The sequence below is a fragment of the Cellulosimicrobium sp. PMB13 genome, assembly GCF_051294865.1.
In the GTDB taxonomy this organism is placed as follows: domain Bacteria; phylum Actinomycetota; class Actinomycetes; order Actinomycetales; family Cellulomonadaceae; genus Cellulosimicrobium.
In genome coordinates this window covers 2,200,730-2,217,456 of record NZ_CP145910.1, presented here as the reverse complement: position 1 = coordinate 2,217,456, position 16,727 = coordinate 2,200,730, and the positions used below count along the sequence as shown (strand labels likewise).

At 71.6% G+C, this 16,727-nt stretch carries 10 protein-coding genes and 1 riboswitch; of the genes, 3 read left to right on the top strand and 7 right to left on the bottom strand.

Going from position 1 to position 16,727, the window contains the following annotated elements; genetic code table 11:
• Position 1: 1 nt before the first annotated feature.
• The 5 genes from V5D56_RS10065 to chvE form a co-directional block, all read right to left on the bottom strand.
• A complete protein-coding gene (locus V5D56_RS10065; protein ID WP_435738872.1) occupies positions 2 to 883 on the bottom strand; it encodes a bifunctional methylenetetrahydrofolate dehydrogenase/methenyltetrahydrofolate cyclohydrolase in 882 nt (293 codons plus the stop codon).
• Positions 880 to 2,181, bottom strand: a complete 1,302-nt coding sequence (gene glyA / locus V5D56_RS10060) for a serine hydroxymethyltransferase (protein WP_435738871.1) — start codon at positions 2,179 to 2,181, stop codon at positions 880 to 882. Before glyA ends, V5D56_RS10065 begins: the two co-directional genes overlap by 4 nt.
• A 106-nt stretch (positions 2,182 to 2,287) precedes the next feature.
• Positions 2,288 to 2,394: riboswitch (ZMP/ZTP riboswitch) on the bottom strand.
• A gap of 100 nt (positions 2,395 to 2,494) precedes the next feature.
• Positions 2,495 to 3,667, bottom strand: coding sequence for a multiple monosaccharide ABC transporter permease (gene mmsB, locus V5D56_RS10055; RefSeq protein WP_435738870.1), 1,173 nt, complete (start codon positions 3,665 to 3,667; stop codon positions 2,495 to 2,497).
• Positions 3,664 to 5,229 carry a multiple monosaccharide ABC transporter ATP-binding protein gene (gene mmsA / locus V5D56_RS10050; RefSeq protein WP_435738869.1) on the bottom strand — a complete coding sequence of 522 codons (1,566 nt, stop codon included), beginning with the start codon at positions 5,227 to 5,229 and terminating at the stop codon, positions 3,664 to 3,666. Before mmsA ends, mmsB begins: the two co-directional genes overlap by 4 nt.
• Positions 5,230 to 5,327: 98 nt before the next feature.
• Positions 5,328 to 6,452 (bottom strand): multiple monosaccharide ABC transporter substrate-binding protein, encoded by a 1,125-nt coding sequence (gene chvE / locus V5D56_RS10045; protein ID WP_435738868.1) that lies wholly within the window; start codon positions 6,450 to 6,452, stop codon positions 5,328 to 5,330.
• Positions 6,453 to 6,711: 259 nt separating this feature from the next.
• Between chvE and V5D56_RS10040 the strand changes: the two genes are divergently transcribed.
• Together V5D56_RS10040 and V5D56_RS10035 are read left to right on the top strand one after the other, a co-directional pair.
• The gene (locus tag V5D56_RS10040) at positions 6,712 to 7,926 is read left to right on the top strand and encodes an ROK family transcriptional regulator (protein ID WP_435738867.1); all 1,215 of its coding nucleotides are present in this window, start codon (positions 6,712 to 6,714) and stop codon (positions 7,924 to 7,926) included.
• The gene (locus V5D56_RS10035; RefSeq protein WP_435738866.1) at positions 7,923 to 8,714 is read left to right on the top strand and encodes an ATP-binding cassette domain-containing protein; all 792 of its coding nucleotides are present in this window, start codon (positions 7,923 to 7,925) and stop codon (positions 8,712 to 8,714) included. The genes V5D56_RS10040 and V5D56_RS10035 overlap by 4 nt, the downstream gene beginning before the upstream one ends.
• Before the next feature lie 26 nt (positions 8,715 to 8,740).
• On the opposite strand, the gene V5D56_RS10030 is transcribed toward V5D56_RS10035, so the two are convergent.
• On the bottom strand, positions 8,741 to 9,265 hold the full coding sequence (locus V5D56_RS10030) for a GNAT family N-acetyltransferase (protein ID WP_435738865.1): 525 nt from the start codon (positions 9,263 to 9,265) through the stop codon (positions 8,741 to 8,743).
• Between the two features lie 119 nt (positions 9,266 to 9,384).
• On the opposite strand from V5D56_RS10030, the gene purU reads away from it, so the two are divergent.
• Positions 9,385 to 10,272 carry a formyltetrahydrofolate deformylase gene (gene purU / locus V5D56_RS10025; RefSeq protein ID WP_435738864.1) on the top strand — a complete coding sequence of 296 codons (888 nt, stop codon included), beginning with the start codon at positions 9,385 to 9,387 and terminating at the stop codon, positions 10,270 to 10,272.
• A 113-nt stretch (positions 10,273 to 10,385) separates the two neighbouring features.
• Here purU and pulA read toward each other — a convergent pair whose 3' ends face one another.
• Positions 10,386 to 16,574, bottom strand: coding sequence for a pullulanase-type alpha-1,6-glucosidase (gene pulA / locus V5D56_RS10020; protein WP_435738863.1), 6,189 nt, complete (start codon positions 16,572 to 16,574; stop codon positions 10,386 to 10,388).
• Positions 16,575 to 16,727 lie beyond the last annotated feature (153 nt).

The following is a 16,727-nucleotide window of genomic DNA, read 5'->3' as shown; positions in this document are numbered from 1 at the left end:
CTCAGGCGAAGGGGCGCTCCGCCGTGTCGACGACGTTGGCCAGGAGCATCGCGCGCGTCATCGGTCCGACCCCGCCCGGGTTGGGTGAGAGCCAGCCCGCGACCTCGGCGACGCCGGGGTCGACGTCGCCGCGCAGCCGGGCCTTGCCCGTCTCGGGCTCGACGACGCGGCTCACGCCGACGTCGAGCACGACCGCACCCCGCTTGACGTGCGCGGGCTTGACGAAGCCCGCGACGCCGGCGGCCGCGACGATGACGTCCGCACCCTGCAGGTGCGCCTCGAGGTCGCGCGTCCCCGTGTGCGTGAGGGTCACCGTCGCGTTGATCTCGCGGCGCGTCAGGAGCAGGCCGATCGAGCGGCCCACGGTGGTGCCACGACCGACGACGACCACGTCCTTGCCCGCGAGGTCGATGCCGTGCCGGCGCACGAGCTCGATGATCCCGGCGGGCGTGCACGGCAGCGGCGAGGTGACGGCCTCGTTGACGCGCAGCACGAGACGACCGAGGTTCGTCGGGTGCAGGCCGTCGGCGTCCTTGGCGGGATCGATCCGCTCGAGCACCGCGTTGGTGTCGACTCCCCGCGGCAGCGGGAGCTGCACGATGTAACCCGTGCACGCCGGGTCGGCGTTGAGGCGGTCGATCGCCGCCTCGACGTCGGCCTGCGTGGCGTCGGCGGGCAGGTCCTCGCGGATCGACTCGATGCCGACCTCGGCGCAGTCGCGGTGCTTGCCCGCGACGTAGGACATCGATCCGGGGTCCTGACCCACGAGGATCGTCCCCAGTCCCGGGACGACGCCGCGGTCGCGCAGCGCGGCGACGCGCGAGCGCAGCTCGGACTTGATCGTGGCGGCGGTGGCCTTGCCGTCGAGGATCTGCGCGGTCACTGCTGCAGCTCCGGGTAGAGCGGGAAGTCGGCGGTGAGCGCCTCGACGCGGCGGCGCAGGGACTCGACGTCGGCCGCGGAGCCCTCGCGCAGCGTGGTCGCGATGATCTCCGCGACCTCGGTGAACTCGGTGTCGCCGAAGCCGCGCGTCGCGAGCGCGGGCGTGCCGATGCGCAGGCCGGACGTGACACGCGGGGGCCGCGGGTCGAAGGGCACGGCGTTGCGGTTCACGGTGATGCCGACCTCGTGCAGGAGGTCCTCGGCCTGCTGGCCGTCCAGCGCGCTGTGGCGCAGGTCGACGAGCACGAGGTGGACGTCGGTGCCGCCCGTGAGGACGGACACGCCGGCCTCGGCGACGTCGGCCTGGGCGAGGCGGTCGGCGATGATGCTCGCGCCGCGCAGCGTGCGCTCCTGGCGGTCCTTGAAGTCGTCGGAGGCCGCGATCTTGAACGACACGGCCTTCGCCGCGACGACGTGCATGAGCGGGCCGCCCTGCTGGCCCGGGAACACGGCGGAGTCGATCTTCTTGGCGTACTCCTCCTTGCTGAGGATGAAGCCGGAGCGCGGGCCGCCGATGGTCTTGTGCACGGTGGAGGACACGACATCCGCGAACGGCACCGGGGACGGGTGCAGGCCCGCGGCGACGAGGCCCGCGAAGTGCGCCATGTCCACCCAGAGCTTGGCGCCGACCTCGTCCGCGATCTCGCGGAAGGCCGCGAAGTCGAGGTGGCGGGGGTAGGCGGACCAGCCACCGATGATGACGTCCGGACGGGTCTCGAGCGCCTGCTTGCGCACCTCGTCCATCTCGATGCGGTACGACTGCGGGTCCACGCCGTACGCCGCGACGTCGTACAGCTTGCCGGAGAAGTTGATCTTCATGCCGTGCGTGAGGTGGCCGCCGTGGGCCAGCTCGAGGCCGAGGATCTTGTCGCCCTTGTTGATGAGGGCGTGGAGCACGGCGGCGTTCGCGGTGGCGCCGGAGTGCGGCTGGACGTTCGCGTGCTCGGCGCCGAAGAGCGCCTTCGCGCGGGCGATCGCGAGGTTCTCGGCGACGTCGACCTGCTCGCAGCCGCCGTAGTACCGGCGGCCCGGGTAGCCCTCGGCGTACTTGTTCGTGAGGACGGAGCCCTGCGCCTGCAGGACGGCGCGCGGGACGAAGTTCTCGGACGCGATCATCTCGAGCGTGTCGCGCTGGCGCGCGAGCTCGCCGTCCAGGACGGCGGCGATCTCCGGGTCGAGCTCGGCGAGCGGGGTGTTCAGGACGTTCTGCGACGGGCGGTCAACGGGCTGGGCGCTCATGGCGTCTCCTCGCGGTCTGGGCAGCGGGTTTCGTCGGTGGAGAAGCTGGACGGTTTGCCGGTGGGTGGTCCTGGTCCGCAACCGGGTACGCACCCACCACGGGGTGACCCGGGGCCCAGGCGAACGACCCGTCGTCTGCACAGCGTGCCGCTCCCCGGTGGTGATCCACCATCCCCGCTCGTACGGCGGGGTGCGCCAGTCGCGACGCGAACGATCCTAACCCACTCCCCCCGCACGGGGCAGGTCGTCCGGGGACGCGGCCGGGCGCCGTCGGGCACGGGTGGTGCCCGACGGCGCCCGGTGGGCGGCGAGGTCAGCGCAGGGACGCGCGGCGCTTGCTCACGAGGTCGAACGCGACCGCCGCGAGCAGGACGAGACCCTTGATGGCCTGCTGCCACGCCGCGTCGACGGCCATGATGGACAGGCCCATGTTGAGCACGCCCATGATGAGCGCGCCGATCATCGCGCCCGAGATGCGGCCGACGCCGCCGGTCACGGCGGTGCCGCCGATGAAGCACGCGGCGATGGCGTCGAGCTCGTAGTTCACGCCCGCCGCGGCGACGCCGGCCCCGGCGCGCGACGTCGTGATGACCGCGGCGACGGCGGCCAGCACGCCCATGTTGACGAAGATGCCGAAGTCGACGTGCCGCGAGTTGACGCCCGAGAGGACGGCTGCGTGCCGGTTGCCGCCGATCGCGTAGACGTGCCGCCCGAAGACGCTGCGGTTGAGCACGAACGAGTACGCGATGATCAGCGCGCCGACGATGAGCAGGACGATCGGCGTGCCGCCGGCGCTCAGCGCGAGCCAGTACGTCACCACGCCGATGAGCGCGGCGGCGACCACGACCTTGATGACGAACGCGGACATCGGCTCGACCGACAGGCCGTGCTTGCGCAGCGACGTCCGCGAGCGCCACTGGGAGACGGCGAACGCCGCGATGCCGATGGCCCCGATGCCGAGCGTCACGACGTCGAGGTCGCCGACGAAGCCGAACCAGTTCGGGACGGACCCGTTGCTGATGGCCTTGAACCCCTCGGGCAGGCCGGCGACGGTCGTCCCGACGAGGACGATCGCGAGCCCGCGGAACACGAGCATGCCGGCGAGCGTGACGATGAAGGCCGGGATGCCGACGTACGCGACCCAGAAGCCCTGCCACATGCCGACGAGCGCGCCGACCACGAGGGACAGGAGCACCGCGACGATCCACGGCAGCTCCCACTGCGTCATCATGATCGCGCACAGGCCGCCGACGAACGCGACGACCGACCCGACGGAGAGGTCGATGTGGCCGGCCACGATCACCATGACCATGCCGATCGCGAGGACCATGACGTACGCGTTCTGCTGGACGAGGCTCGCGACGTTGTTGGGGTAGAGCAGGCGCCCGTCGGTCAGCACCTGGAAGAGCAGGACGATGACGAGCAGGGCCGCGACGATGCCGTACTGGCGGACGTTGCGGCCGAGGTACTCCCTGACGACGTTCATCGGGCTGTGGCCCCCTTGTCCATGGTCATGTGGTGCATGAGCTTCTCCTGTGTGGCCTCGGCGCGCGGGACCTCTCCCGTGATGCGGCCCTGGCTCATGGTGTAGATCCGGTCGCAGACCCCGATGAGCTCGGGCAGCTCGGACGAGATGACGAGGACGGCCTTCCCGGCCTCGGCGAGCGCGTTGACGATGGAGTAGATCTCGTACTTCGCGCCGACGTCGATGCCGCGCGTGGGCTCGTCGAGGATGAGGACGTCGGGGTCCGAGAAGACCCACTTGCCGAGGACGACCTTCTGCTGGTTGCCGCCCGACAGCTTGCCGGCCAGCGACTCGACCGTGGGCGCCTTGATGCGGAAGTCGCGGCGGTACTGCTCGGCGACCGTGGCCTCCTCCTCGCGCTGCACGACGCCCCAGTGCGCGACCTTCCCGAGAGCGGACGCGGAGATGTTCTCGCGGATCGTCTGGATGAGGTTGAGACCGTAGCGCTTGCGGTCCTCCGTCGCGTAGGCGAGCCCGTGCGAGATCGCCTCGGCGACGGTGCGGGTGCGCACGAGGACGCCGTCCTTGTAGACGCGGCCCGAGATCCGGGTGCCGTACGCGTGCCCGAAGACGCTCATCGCGAGCTCGGTGCGACCGGCGCCCATGAGCCCCGCGAGCCCGACGATCTCGCCCGCGTGCACGGTGAGGTTCGCCTGGTCGACCACGAGGCGCTCGGTGTCCACCGGGTGGTGCACGCTCCAGTCCTCGATGCGCAGCACCTCGGCACCGATCGACGGGGTCCGCTCGGGGAACCGGCTCTCGAGCGAGCGGCCGACCATCCCCCGGATGATGCGGTCCTCGGTGACGGGCTCGTCGCCGTGCAGGTCGAGCGTCTCGATCGTGCGGCCGTCGCGCAGGATCGTCACGCGGTCGGCGATCGCCTCGATCTCGTTGAGCTTGTGCGAGATGATGATCGAGGTGATGCCGTTCTCGCGGAACTGCTCGATGAGCCCGAGCAGGTGGGCGCTGTCCTCGTCGTTGAGCGCGGCGGTCGGCTCGTCGAGGATGAGCAGGTCCACGCGCTTCGACAGCGCCTTCGCGATCTCGACGAGCTGCTGCTTGCCCACCCCGATGTCCATCGCGAGCGTCGCCGGGTTCTCGTCCAGGCCGACCCGCGCGAGGAGCTGGGCCGCCTCGGCGGAGGTCCGGTTCCAGTCGACGACGCCGCCGGTCGCCTTCTCGTTGCCGAGGAAGATGTTCTCGGCGATCGACAGGTACGGGACGAGCGCGAGCTCCTGGTGGATGATGACGACGCCGCGCGACTCGCTGTCGCGGATGCCCCGGAAGGCGCACGGCTGGCCGTCGAGGAGGATCTCGCCGTCGTACGAGCCGTGGGCGTAGACGCCCGAGAGGACCTTCATGAGCGTCGACTTGCCGGCGCCGTTCTCGCCGCAGATCGCGTGCACCTCGCCGCGCCGCACCTCGAGGTTCACGTCCTGCAGCGCCTTGACGCCGGGGAACTCCTTGGTGATCGCGTGCATCTCGAGGATGTTGTGCGTCTCGAGCACGTTCTCGAGGACCATCCTTGCTCCTGTCTCGTGCGCGGGGCGCCGTCGGTCGACGGCGCCCCGCGGTCGGGTCGGGCGGACGTGCCCGGGGTGCGCGCACCCCGGGCGCGGCCTCAGAGCCCGAGCTGCTCGGCGGTGTAGAAGCCGGACTCGACGAGAGCGCTCTCGACGGTGTCGGCGGTCACGACCTGCGGCTCGAGGAGGTACGACGGCACGACCTTGACGCCGTTGTCGTACGTCTCGGTGTCGTTCACCTCGACCTCGTCACCCGCGACGATCTGCTCGACCATCGTCGCGACCTGGTCGCCGAGCGTACGGGTGTCCTTCCACACGGTCATCGACTGCTTGCCGGCGAGCATGTTCTTGACGTTCGCCTCGTCGGCGTCCTGGCCCGTGACGATCGGCCAGTCGGCCTCGGTGTACGCCGCGCCCTCGAGGGCCTGCTCGATGCCCAGGGCGAGCGAGTCGTTCGGCGACAGGACGACGTCGACCTTCTTGTCCGTGTAGAACGAGTTGAGGCGGTTCTCCATCTCGGACTGGGCCTTGGCGGACTCCCAGCCCTGGATGCCGATGGAGTCCCACTCGTCGACCGTCGCCGGCGACTTGCCCGAGGGGACGACGAGCTGGCCCGACTCGACATACGGCGCGAGGACGTCCCACGCGCCCTTGAAGAAGAACTTCGCGTTGTTGTCGTCCGGCGACCCGGCGAACGGCTCGAGGTTGAACGGACCCGCGCCGCCTTCCAGGTCGAGCTGCTCGGCGATGAACTCGCCCTGGAGGGTCCCGACGAGCTCGTTGTCGAACGTCGCGTAGTAGTCGACGTGCTCCGACCCGTTGATGAGGCGGTCGTACGCGATGACCGGGACGTCGTTCTCGGCCGCCTGGTCGAGGACCGGGCCGAGCGCGGTGCCGTCGATCGAGGCGATGACGAGCACGTCCGCGCCCTGGTTGATCATGTTCTGGAGCTGGGTGATCTGCTGGTCGACCTTGTTGTCGGCGTACTGGAGCGTCGTCTCGAAGCCGGCGTCCTGGAGGAGTCCCTCGAGGTGAGCGCCGTCGTTGTTCCAGCGCTCCAGGCTGCGCGTCGGCATCGCGATGCCGACGAGCGTCTCGCCGGAGTCGGCAGCGGTCTCGCCGTCGCCCGAGTCGCTGGCGCGCTCGGAGCTGCACGCGGCGATGGAACCGAGCAGGAGGGCTGTCCCCGCGATCGCGGCGACCTTTCTGCGCACGGACGTCATCGTCTTCCCTTTCGTCGTCGAAGGCCGTGCCTCCCGAACCGGGCGGCACGACGGGCCGTGGGCGAGCGCCGCCCCTCGTCGGGCGGCCACGCTCCCACGCGGCACGCCACGGAACGTAGCCGTCGCTGAGTTCGCCGGTCAAGCGCTCACGGCGCGTCGTAACCATTTTGTGTTCGAAGGTCTAACTCATCGCTCCGGTCCCGCATTCGTCGCTCCTGACCGCCTCGAACCGCGGCTCCGACGGTGTAGCCTGCGGCCTGTGAACAGCGACCGGTCCACCCCCGGTTCGCAGACCTCCCTCCGAGAAGCGAACCGACACCGGATCGTGGACGCCGTCCGGCGCTACGGCGGGCTCACGCAGGTCGAGCTCGCCGAGGCCACCGGCCTCTCGACGGCGACCGTCTCGACGATCGTCAAGGAGCTCACCGGAGCCGGGGTCGTGGAGACCCACCCGGCGTCCCGGTCGGGGCGGCGCGCCCAGATGGTCACGCTCGCGCGACGGCTCGGCGTCGTCGGCGCGGTGCAGTTCGGGCAGCGCCACCTCACCGTGGCGCTCGGCGACCCGACGCGCGAGATCCTCGCCGAGCAACGGATGCCCCTGCCCGTCGACCACCGCGTCGACACCGGCCTCGACCGGGCCGCGCTCCTCGTCGTCGAGCTCCTGGAGCGCGTCGGCGCCGGCGTGGACGAGCTGCTCAGCGTCGGGGTCGCGCTGCCCGCCCCGGTCGACGAGGACACCGGCATGATCTCGGTGCCGGGGATCCTGCGCGGCTGGGACGGCATCCACGTGGGCCAGGTGCTCGCCAAGCGCCTCGCCCGACCGGTCGTCGTCGACAACGACGCCAACCTCGCGGCGCTCGCGGAGCACGAGCTCGGCGCCACCCGCGGCCACCGGGACTCGATCTTCGTCCGCGTCTCGCACGGCACCGGCGCGGGCATCGTGCTCGGCGGACGCCTGCACAGGGGCTACGCGGGCACGGCCGGCGAGATCGGGCACGTCCAGGTCGACCCCACTGGGCCGATCTGCCGCTGCGGCAACCGGGGCTGCCTCGACACCGTCGTCGGGTCCGGCGCGCTGCTCGCGCTCGTCCGCTCGAGCCACGGCGAGCTGACGCTGCGCGACCTCGTGCAGGGGGCGCTCGACGGCGACCCCGGCTGCCGTCGCGTCGTCGCCGACGCCGGTGACCGGGTGGGGTCGGTCGTCGCCGCGCTCGCGACGACGCTGAACCCGCGGGCGATCGTCGTCGGCGGCGAGCTCGCCGAGACCGGGGACGCGCTCCTCGCCCCGTTCCGCGAGTCCTTGCGCCGCCATCTCGTGCCCAACACCATCGCCCCCGTCGAGGTGCTCGCGTCCGAGCTCGGCCCGCGCGCCGAGATCCTCGGAGCCCTCGCCCTCGCGCTCGGCGCGACCGACATGGCCACCGACGGCCTCGCGGTCGCCCCCGTCCCGTCCATCGAAGGTGAACCGACGTGACCGCCACCCCCCGCATCCCCGCGCTCGCGCTGCACGGCATCGACAAGTCGTTCGGGGCCGTCCAGGCGCTGACCGGCGTCGAGCTCGAGATCCACCGCCACGAGGTCGTGGCCCTCGTCGGCGACAACGGCGCCGGCAAGTCGACGCTCGCCAAGATCGTGGCCGGCGTCCTCACCCCGGACGCCGGGATGATCGAGTCCGACGGCGTGCCCGTCACCATCCCCAGCCCGGTCGCCGCGCACGCGCTCGGCATCGCGACCGTCTTCCAGGACCTCGCGCTGTGCGACAACCTCGACGTCGTCTCGAACCTCTACCTGGGCCGCGAGCTGCGGCGGGGACGTCACCTCGACGAGGCGACGATGGAGGAGACCGCGCGCCGCGTGCTCGCCGACCTCAACGCGCGTGTCCCGTCCGTGCGGGTCCCCGTCTCCGCGCTCTCCGGCGGGCAGCGCCAGAGCGTCGCCATCGCGCGCACGCTGCTCGGCGACCCGCGCGTCGTCGTCCTCGACGAACCCACCGCGGCGCTCTCCGTCGCCCAGTCGGCCGAGGTCCTCAGCCACATCCTGCGGCTGCGCGACATGGGGCACGCCGTGATCCTCATCAGCCACAACATGACCGACGTGCGCGCCGTCGCGGACCGCGTGGAGGTCCTGCGCCACGGGCGCAACAACGGCAGCTTCTCCGGCCAGGGCGCGAGCTACGAGGAGATCATCGCCGCCATCACCGGCGCGACGACGGTCGCCGGGACCACCTCGCCCCGGCCCGCGCGGGGCAGCGTCCGGCGCTGAGGCGACCGGGCGGCGTCGGGCGCCCGTCAGGCGTCCTGCTGCTCCTGGGCGGCGCCACCGTCGCGCACCTCGGCCGCACCGAGGATGCGGCGCAGGTAGGTGTACGTGAGGTCGCCCGCGGCCTTGTCGTACTGCTCCTCGTACCCGTGCTTGGTGTACATCGCGAGGTTCTGCTTCGAGTCCTTGCCGGTGAAGACCCAGATCTCCGTCGTCTGCTCCGGCAGGTACGGCAGCACCTCGAAGAGCATCTGCGTGCCGATGCCGCGACCCTGCATGTCCGGGGCGACGGCGAGGCGCCCGAGCGTCGCCCGGCTCTCCTCGATCTCGACGCGGACGGAGCCGACGAGACGGTGGCCGAGCCACGCGCCGATCGTCACGACGTCCTCGCGCGCGAGGTCGTCGCGCAGCTCGTGCAGGGTCTGGGTCAGCGGCGGGATGTTCGGGTCGCCGTACAGCTGCGCCTCGGTGACGAACGCCGCCCGGCGCAGGGTCAGGAGCTCACCGGCCTCGGCGTCGCTGACGAGGCGGGTCGTGATCTGCGCGTCGTTCATGGGTTCATCGTGTCAGACATGGGCGCATGGCACGGCCCGTGCCCGGGTGATGTCGTCCGCGGCGTCCGCGGGGAGGACGACGACGGCCCGCGCCCGGGCGCGCGGCTACCCTCTGAGGGGTGTCCACGACAAGCCTTCCGGCCGCCGACGTCACCGCCGCCGGCCCGACGCACTGGGTCCTCACGCTCTCCTGCCCCGACGGTCCGGGGATCGTGCACGCCGTGGCGGGTGCGCTCGCCGGGCTCGGGGGCAACATCACCGAGTCGCAGCAGTTCGGCGACCCGCTGTCGGGGCTGTTCTTCATGCGCGTCCAGGTCGAGGCCGCGGTCCCCCGCGACGCCCTCGTCGACGCGCTCGCGCCCGTGGTCGAGCGGTTCGGCATGGCGTGGGAGCTCGACGTCGTCGGCCGGCGCGTGCGCACGCTCCTCATGGTGTCGAAGGCGCCGCACTGCCTCGTCGACCTGCTGTACCGCGAGCGGTCCCAGGCGATGCCGATCGAGGTCGTGGGCGTCGTCGGGAACCACACCGACCTGCAGGACATCGCGACGTTCTACGGCAAGCCGTTCCACCACGTGCCCGTGACGCGCGAGACCAAGGCCGACGCGGAGTCGCACCTGCGCGGGCTCGTGGCCGAGCTCGACGTCGAGCTCGTGGTGCTCGCGCGCTACATGCAGATCCTCTCGGACGACCTGTGCCGCGAGATGCCCGGCCGGATCATCAACATCCACCACTCGTTCCTGCCGAGCTTCAAGGGCGCACGACCCTACGCGCAGGCGCACGACCGCGGGGTCAAGCTCATCGGGGCCACCTCGCACTACGTCACGGGCGACCTCGACGAGGGGCCGATCATCGAGCAGGACGTCGCGCGCGTCGACCACTCGCGCCGCGTGGAGGACCTCGTCGCGATCGGCGAGGACGTCGAGCGCCAGACGCTCGCGCGCGCGGTGCGCTGGCACGCCGAGCACCGCGTGCTGCTCGACGGCCACCGCACCGTCGTCTTCCGCTGACCTCCGGTCCGCGAGACACATCCCTGGTTCGCGAGATAGAGCCCTGGTTCGCGAGGTAGAGCCCTGGTCGTCGACCAGTGCTCTACCTCGCGGACCAGGGCTCTACGTCGGCGTCAGGAGCAGGTGAGCCCCTCGTACGGGGCGTCGACCGTCGAGGTGACCTCCTCGCCGTCGACCGTCGCCGTCGCGGTGACGGTCGCCTCGCCCGCCTCGAGCGCCTTCGCGCGCACCGCGAAGGACTGGTAGGCGTTCTTGTCCGGGGCGACCCCGGCGACCGCCCGGCTGCCGAACGGCGTCCGGAGCGTGACGTCGACCGGCACGGCGCCGTCGTTCGCCGCGCGGACAGCGACGTACGCCTTCCCCGCGAGGCAGCGTCCCGTGGCCTCGACCGTGACGGGCAGACCGTCCGCCGCCTGCGGGTCGACGAGCACGGCGACCGTCCGGGCGGGCACGGTGACCGTCCCCGTCTTCGCGTCCCACGTCGTCTCCCGCACGACGGCGTCGCTCCCGGTCTGCTGGACCGGCGAGAGCACGTAGTCGCGGCCGGCGAGCGCCTCGACGGTCTGCGTGACCGGCTCGGGCGAGGCGTTGAACACCGCGAGCAGGCCGTCCAGCGCCGGGTCGGCGTCGGCACCCACGAGGTCGTCGACCGCCATGACGATCACGCCGGGCTCCTGGTCGGTACCTGCGTCGGGGAACGTGACCTTCTCGCGGATCGCGTCGGCGTCGCCGAGACGGAACAGCTCGGTCGAGTGCCGCAGCCGCAGGAGGTCCTGCGCCTGCGCCGACGCCGTCGCGATGTCCTCCGGCGACGGCTTGAGCGCCGGGTCCGCGAGGAGCGGCGCCATGAGAGGCCACTTGTCCTCGTTGTCGGCGGCCATCGGCAGCCCCTTGCCGAACCCGTTGTCCTGGCCGGACCAGTCGATCGCGTTGAACCAGTCGCCCGAGTCGTAGCTGTTGCGGTCGAGCGACTTGGACCGCAGCAGGTCCGTGCCCGCGTGCCAGAACGACGGCGTCTGCGACAGGGCCGCGGTCGCGAGCGAGAGCGTGTTCATCCGGACGCGCTCGTCCATCGGCGTGTCCGCCGGCAGCTTGAGCGTGAGCAGGTCGAACAGCGTCTCGTTGTCGTGCGCGTCGACGTACGTGACGACCTCCTCGGGCGAGTCTGCGTACCCCGCGGGCGCCCCGCGGTAGTCGATCGCGTCGCCGCGCTGCTCCTCGCCCGTCGAGGTGACGAACGTGAAGTCGCGCAGGTTCCCGGCGAGGCCGAGCCGCACGAGGTCGGTCTGGTGCCCGAGGTCGGCGTACTCGTCCTCGGACCCGTCGTTGACCGTGCCGGGCTCGTCCGCCCGGGCCGGCTGCCCGTTGGGGTCGGTCGCGAGGCCGGTGCCGAAGCCCTGCGTGAACGTCGACGCGCCGTCGACGGGCGATCCGCCGTGCACCGCGTCGCGCAGGCGGTCGGAGAACGTCCCGATGCCCGTGCCGCCGAGCTGGCCCTGCGTGGCCTGCTCGAACAGCGCGTTCCCCGCGACCTCCCCGAAGTCCCAGCCCTCGCCGTACAGGTAGACCGACTCCCCGTCGACGCCGTCCTCGGCGAGCGTGAGCCCGTCGAGCGCGGCCCGCACGTCGAGCATGTTCTGCTTCGAGTGGTGACCCATGAGGTCGAAGCGGAAGCCGTCGACCTTGTAGTCGCGCGCCCACGTGACGACCGAGTCGACCATGAGCTTGCCGGCCATCGCGTGCTCGGTGGCCACGTTCTGGCAGCACGTGCTCGTCTCGACCGCGCCCGAGGTCGGGTTGAGCCGGTGGTAGTAGCCCGGCACGACCTTGTCGAGCACGGACTTCTCGGCCTGACCACTCGCGGCCGTGTGGTTGAACACCTGGTCGAGCACCACCTGGAGGCCCGCGTCGTGCAGCCCGCCGACCATGGTGCGGAACTCCGCGACGCGAGCGCCGCCGTCGGCGTCCACCGCGTACGACCCCTCGGATGCCGAGAAGTGCCACGGGTCGTAGCCCCAGTTGAAGCCGTCCTGGCCCTGCACCGCCGCGACCGCGGCCTGCTGCTCGGACGAGTCGGGTGCGAACCCGCTGAGGTCGCCCGTCGTGGCCTGGGCCGCGCGGTCCTCGGGGATCGACGCGATGTCGAACGTCGGCAGCAGGTGCACGGTCGTGAGCCCCGCGTCGGCGAGCTCACGCAGGTGCGTCATGCCGTCCGACTCCTTCTCGGCGAACGCGAGATAGGTGCCGCGCTTCTCGGCCGGGACCGTCTCGTCAGAGATCGAGAAGTCCCGCACGTGCAGCTCGTAGATCGTCTGGTCCACGGGTCGCTCCACCACCGGGGCGGGCGTGCCCTCCCAGGTGGAGGGGCGGAACGCCGGGTCGTCGAGGTTGACGGCCACCGAGTGCGTCGAGTCGAGCGTGAGGCCGACCGAGTACGGGTCGGTCACGACGTTGGTCTCGACCATCCCCGTGCTCGGGACGTAGACCTGCACCTCGTAGAGGTAGCGGGCGCCCTTCCAGCCGACGGCCGCACCTCCTGGGCCATCATCGAGCTTCTTGCCCGATTCCTTCCCGTCGAGCGTCCACGTGCCGTCGGACTGGCGCGTGGTCGCGAACCGCTCGGGCTCGTCGTCGAGCGACGCGCCCGCGGGCCACGCGAGGAGCGTGACGTCCTGGGCCGTGGGAGTCCACAGGGCGAACGACGCCCACTTGCCGTTGGCGTGCCACGCGACCCCGAGCTCGCGGTCGGCCGCGTCCTCGGCGAACAGGTCGTCGACCACGCCCGGGATCTGCACCCCGGTCGCCGCCGTGAGCGTCTCGCCGTCGGTGCGGGTCGCGAGGAGCTGCCCGCGGAGCGCCGCCTCGACCGCGTCGCGTGAGACCGGCTCGCCGTCCGCGTCCGTCACGCGCAGCGCGGTGTACGCCGCGAGCGCGGGGAAGTCCGCGGTCACGTCCTCGGGCAGGCCGTCCGGCTCCACCTCGAGGGTGTACGACGTCGCGCCCTCCGGCGCGTCGACCGCACCGTCCGCGACGGTCAGCCCGCCCTCGGGCGCGGCCCACAGCGTGAACCCGTCACCCGTGCCGAGGTCGCCCGGCCAGGCCAGGAGGCCTTCGCGGACCCAGTGCGCGGCCTGCTGGCCGGTCCCGGGCAGCGGCGGGTTCTCGACGCCGATCTCGAGCACGTGCGTCTCGAGGTCGTAGGTGAAGGTCACGGTCTCGCCGTCGCCGACGGAGAACTGGTAGTTCGCCCCACCCGGGGCCCCGCCGACGCCGTAGTTCTCGGCCCAGCTCAGCCCGTGGGCGATCTTGCCCTCGTACGCCCCCGCGGCGAGGTCGTCCGTCGACCACGTGTACGTCCCGTCGCCGTCGGGGTCCTTGAGCCACGTCGCGAGGCAGTCGGGAGCCCACGAGCCGGGGCAGCCAACCTGGTCCTGGAACGACCCCGCGAGCGTGACGATCGGACCCTGGGCGGTGCTCGAGAAGTCCTTGCTGACCGGGTCCCAGTAGAACGTCACCGGTCCACCCTCTGTCGTGTACGTCGCGTTGCCGCCGCCCGGCTCGCCACCGACGCCGTAGTTCACGGTCCACGACCCGTTGATCGCGACCTTGTACTCGTACGTGCCCGCGGGGACGTCGAACGTGCCCGCGTACACGCCGTCGGGGCGCTGCGTGAGCTGCGCGGCCTCGCAACCCGGCGCCCAGTCGCCGGCGCAGCCCATCTCGGAGTTGTGGCTCCCGGGCACGGTCACGAAGTCGATCTCGGGCTCCGGCTCCTCGGAGACCGTGCCGCTCACGTCCACGCCGACGCTCGCGAACGTCGACGCGGCGGCACGGTCGCCGTCGGCGTCGGTCGTCACGGCGCGGTACTCGACGAGCGTGCCCTCGGCCAGCCCCGTCACGTCGTGGAAGACGCGCGGCGTGGTGTCCTCGGCGGTCCCCAGCGGGGTCCACTCCGAAGCACCCACCTCGCGCCATGCGAACGACGTCTCGGCCCACGCGTCGGTGTCGACCGTCGCGGCGACGGTGGCGACGCCGGTCAGGGCGGCACCCGCGGCCGGGACCGTCACGGCGATGTCCCCGGACGAGTCCGCGCCGACCTGGCGGTCGGCGACGAGCACGACGGCGGACGTCGCCGGGACCGTGAGCGTCACCGTGCCTTCGGCGTCGGCCGTGACGGGCACCTCGCCCGGACCAGCCCCTTCGCCGTAGAGCACCTCGTACGAGGCGCCCGGCGTGAGCGTCGTGAACGTCGCCTCGCGGGGCTCGGCCGCGTTGTTCAGGGCGACGAGGTGCTCGATCTTCTCCTCGCGGTCGACGCGGCTGAAGGCGTAGACCCCGGCGCCGTTCGTGACGTGGCGCTCGACCTGGGCACCGGTGGCGAGCGCCGGGTGGCTCTCGCGCAGCGATGCGAGCTCCGCGATGTGCTCGTAGAGCGGCGCGTCGGTGCCGTAGCGGTCGACGCTGCCCGCCTGCTCCCCCGTGACGAGCGGCTGTCCCGCGTACTCGGCGACCTGCGTCGCGAAGAGCGTCTGCCGCGCGTCCTTGTCGCCGCCCGTGCCGGCGAAGCCCTGCTCGTCGCCGTAGTAGACGACCGGCTGGCCGCGCGTGAGGTACATGAGCTCGTGCGCCAGCTCGTCGCGCGCGAGCGGGTCGCTCGTGGAGGACAGCATGTAGCCGACGCGGCCCATGTCGTGGTTGCCGAGGAATGTCGGGAGCGCGCTCGCCGACGAGTCGGGCGTCGTGTACAGGTCGTCGCTCGCGAAGAGTGACGCAAGCCCCTTGGCGCTGCTGCCGCTCGCGAAGCTCGTCGCGGCCGACTGGAACGTGAAGTCGAGGGTCGAGCTCATGTCGGTGCGGCGCACGTACGGCGACAGCTTCGCGGCGTCGGCGTCGTAGACCTCGCCGAACATGAAGAAGTCGTCCTTGCCCTGCGCGTGCGCGTAGTCGAGGACCTCGGTGGTCCAGGTCTCCCAGAACTCGAAGTTCACGTGCTTGACGGTGTCGATGCGGAAGCCGTCGATGCCGAGGTCGATCCAGTCCTGGTAGACGTCGACGAAGCCGTCGACGACCGTCGGGTGCTCGGTCATGAGGTCGTCGAGGCCGTCGAAGTCGCCGTACGTGACCGACTCCCCCGTCCACGTCGAGTTCCCGCGGTTGTGGTAGAGCGTCGGGTCGTTGAGCCACGACGGGACCTTGAGGTCCTCCTTGCCCGCGGGCACGAACGGTGTGTAGGGGAACGACGTCGCGGGGTCGAGCGCCGGGAAGTCGTCGGTCCCTGCGTACGTGGCCGGGTCGAACACGGTCCCCGCCGCGTCGCGGTACGGCGACGTCGCCTGGTCGACGTACGAGTACTGCTTCTCCTCGTAGTCGACGACGTCCGCCGTGTGGTTGGTGATGATGTCGAAGTAGACCTTGATCCCGCGGTCGTGCGCCTCGTCGATGAGCGCCTCGAGCTCGGCGTTGGTGCCGAGGTGCGGGTCGATCTGGGTGAAGTCGGTGATCCAGTACCCGTGGTACCCGGCCGAGGCGTTCGCACCCTCGCCCTGGACCGGCTGGTTCTTGAACGACGGCGTGAGCCAGATCGCCGTCGTGCCGAGCCCTTCGACGTAGTCGAGGTTCTGGCGCAGGCCCGCGATGTCCCCGCCCTGGTAGAAGCCCTTGTTCGTCGGGTCGTACCCGGACACGAGCGGGTCCTCGCCGAGGCCGGCGGTGTCGTTCGACGGGTCGCCGTTGGCGAACCGGTCGGTCATGACGAAGTAGAAGCGCTCGTCCGACCCGGGCTGGCGCACGGGCGGGACGACGAGCGCGGCGTCCTGCGCGTCGTCGTACCCCTCGGCGAGGCCGAGGGGGGTCAGGGCGATGCGCTGCGTCGCGTCGTCGAACGTCACGCGCACGCGCGTGTCGCCCCCGAGCACGAGCGGGGCGTTGTCCTGGCCGCCGTCGCGCCCGTACGCCTCGTCCCACGCGTCGTCCATCGCGACCTTGTACTGCCACGTGCCGGCAGGCACGTCGAACTCGGCCGACCAGACGCCGGGCGTCTCCGTCGGCGCGAGGTCGGTCGCGACGCACGCGGGATCCCAGTCGGCCGCGCAGCCGAGCTCGGACTGGAGGTCGCCCACGAGGGCGGCGGTGCGGTCGGCGCCGGCCGCGGGGGCGGCCAGCGCGGCGACGGTGAGCCCGGCGAGCGTCGACGTCGCCAGCGCGAGCGCGGTGACCGACGCCGTCGCGCGGGACGCGCGAGACCGGGAGAGGTGGGATGACGCGGTCGACGACGCTGAGCGTCGACGCGGCGTGGAGGTCATGGAGGACTCCCTCGTCCGAAGAGGTTCGTGCGGAAACCACGCGAGGAGCACGCTCGGACGACAGGACCAGCAGCGGACGACGTCGGCCGAGCCAGGCGCTTCTCAGCGTACGGCTGGCCCGACTGTACTGCTTGCAGAAAGTTGCAGCAAGAC

Coding starts and splice junctions, on each gene's coding strand:
- V5D56_RS10030 (WP_435738865.1), bottom strand. CDS start 9,265: ATGAACGACGCGCAGATCACGACCCGCCTCGTCAGCGACGCCGAGGCC.
- glyA (WP_435738871.1), bottom strand. CDS start 2,181: ATGAGCGCCCAGCCCGTTGACCGCCCGTCGCAGAACGTCCTGAACACC.
- mmsA (WP_435738869.1), bottom strand. CDS start 5,229: ATGGTCCTCGAGAACGTGCTCGAGACGCACAACATCCTCGAGATGCAC.
- mmsB (WP_435738870.1), bottom strand. CDS start 3,667: ATGAACGTCGTCAGGGAGTACCTCGGCCGCAACGTCCGCCAGTACGGC.
- chvE (WP_435738868.1), bottom strand. CDS start 6,452: ATGACGTCCGTGCGCAGAAAGGTCGCCGCGATCGCGGGGACAGCCCTC.
- pulA (WP_435738863.1), bottom strand. CDS start 16,574: ATGACCTCCACGCCGCGTCGACGCTCAGCGTCGTCGACCGCGTCATCC.